The organism is Micromonospora sp. CV4 (genome assembly GCF_003667455.1).
Classification (GTDB): domain Bacteria; phylum Actinomycetota; class Actinomycetes; order Mycobacteriales; family Micromonosporaceae; genus Micromonospora.
The window spans coordinates 1-1707 of the sequence record NZ_RCVI01000396.1 but is presented as its reverse complement, the minus strand read 5'-3'; the positions used below and the strand labels follow the sequence as shown (position 1 = coordinate 1707).

Genomic DNA, 1707 nt, shown 5'->3' with positions numbered 1-1707 from the left:
GGTGGGGGGTGGGGTGGGGTGGGGTCAGGTCAGGTGGGATTCGAGGGCGTCCAGGGCGGCGGGGACGGAGGTGGCCACGGTGAGGAGATCGAGACCGGCCGGCTTGAGGAAGTGCTGGTCGGCGAGCGTGCCGAGCCAGTCCAGCAGCGGCCGGTAGAAACCGTCGGTGTCGATCAGCACCATCGGCTTGGTGTGCAGGGCGAGGGTGGAGGTGGTCCAGACCTCGAACAGCTCGTCCAGGGTGCCCAGCCCACCGGGCAGGGTGAGGAACGCGTCCGACTTGTCGATCATCAGGGTCTTGCGGGTGGCCATCGAGTCGGTCACCAGCAGCTCGTCCGAGGCCAGGTCGGCGACCTCCAGGTCCACCAGCGCCTGCGGGATGACGCCCAGGGTCCGGCCACCGGCGGCCCGGGCGCCGTCCGCCACCGCGCCCATCATGCCGACGCAGCCGCCGCCGCTGACCAGCGTGTGCCCGCGCCGGGCCAGCTCCGCGCCGGTCTCGGCGGCCAGGTCCAGCCAGCGCTGGTCGAGGGTACGGGAGGAGGCGCAGAAGACACAGATCGCCGCCATCAGCTCTCCCGCGGCCGGTCGGTCGTCTGCTCCGCGGCGGCCTGCTGGTCAGCGGCGGTACGGGCGACGGCCTCGTCGCGGACCGCCTCCTGCTCGGCGGAGAGCGTCGCCTCGGCCTCGATGATGTGCCGGACCGCCGCGTTGACGTCGTCGGTGAGGCAGATCAGGTCCAGGTCGACGGGCCCGATCTTGCCACCGGCGGCCATCGTGTCGCGCATCCAGTCGAGCAGCCCCTGCCAGTAGTCGACCCCCATCAGCACCACCGGGAACCGGGTGACCTTGCCGGTCTGCACCAGGGTGAGCGCCTCGAACAGCTCGTCCAGGGTGCCGAACCCGCCGGGCAGCACCACGAACGCCTGCGCGTACTTGACGAACATCGTCTTGCGGGCGAAGAAGTAGCGGAAGTCGATGGCCAGGTCGACCCATTCGTTGATGCCCTGCTCGAACGGGAGCTCGATGCCGAGCCCGACGGAGAGCCCGCCGGCCTCACTGGCGCCCCGGTTGGCGGCCTCCATCACTCCCGGCCCACCACCGGTGATCACGGCGTAGCCGGCCCGGGCGAGCGCGCCGCCCACCTGCTCGGCCAGGCGGCACTCGGCGGTGTCCGGGCCGCTGCGCGCGGAGCCGAAGACGCTGACCGCCGGCGGCAGGTCGGCGAGCGTGTCGAAGCCCTCGACGAACTCGGAGAGGATCCGCAGCGCCCGCCAGGCATCCCTGGTCTTCCAGTCGTCCCGCCCGCGCGAGTCCAGCAGTCGCTGGTCGGCGGTGCTGCTCGGAATCGCCCCCCGGCGCAGCGTCACCGCGCCCCGATGCCGCTCCTGTCCGGGACCGCGGCCCGCCTCCCGCCCGTTGCTCTGGCTCATGGAGCAACCGTAGTGGTCCACCCGGCCGTTGCTGGGGCGGGTCGAGGACGCGGAGAAATAGTTCGAGATCTTGGGCAACTATTCCGCTTCCCCGTACGTCTTACTATTCACATACCGGGTATGCCCCGGCGCGCGCCTTCGGGGGAGGAGCAAGCGTGATCAGCAACAACGAGAGGGTCCGGATCCGCCGGCAGATGCAGCGACGGATCCGCGACGTGGTGGCGGAGCGCCGCCGCGCCCGCCAGCTGGAGGCCCACACCACCGACCTCACCGG

At 71.4% G+C, this 1707-nt stretch carries 2 protein-coding genes; both read right to left on the bottom strand.

Features of this window, described 5'->3' with window-relative positions:
- Positions 1–24: 24 nt before the first annotated feature.
- Positions 25–570 carry a TIGR00730 family Rossman fold protein gene (locus tag EAD98_RS27235; RefSeq protein WP_121656822.1) on the bottom strand — a complete coding sequence of 182 codons (546 nt, stop codon included), beginning with the start codon at positions 568–570 and terminating at the stop codon, positions 25–27.
- A complete protein-coding gene (locus tag EAD98_RS27230) occupies positions 570–1433 on the bottom strand; it encodes a TIGR00730 family Rossman fold protein (RefSeq protein WP_121656823.1) in 864 nt (287 codons plus the stop codon). The genes EAD98_RS27235 and EAD98_RS27230 overlap by 1 nt, the downstream gene beginning before the upstream one ends.
- Between the last annotated feature and the right edge of the window lie 274 nt (positions 1434–1707).

Excerpts from the sequence above, each read along its gene's own strand:
- EAD98_RS27235 (WP_121656822.1), bottom strand. The coding sequence starts at position 570 with ATGGCGGCGATCTGTGTCTTCTGCGCCTCCTCCCGTACCCTCGACCAG.
- EAD98_RS27230 (WP_121656823.1), bottom strand. The coding sequence starts at position 1,433 with ATGAGCCAGAGCAACGGGCGGGAGGCGGGCCGCGGTCCCGGACAGGAG.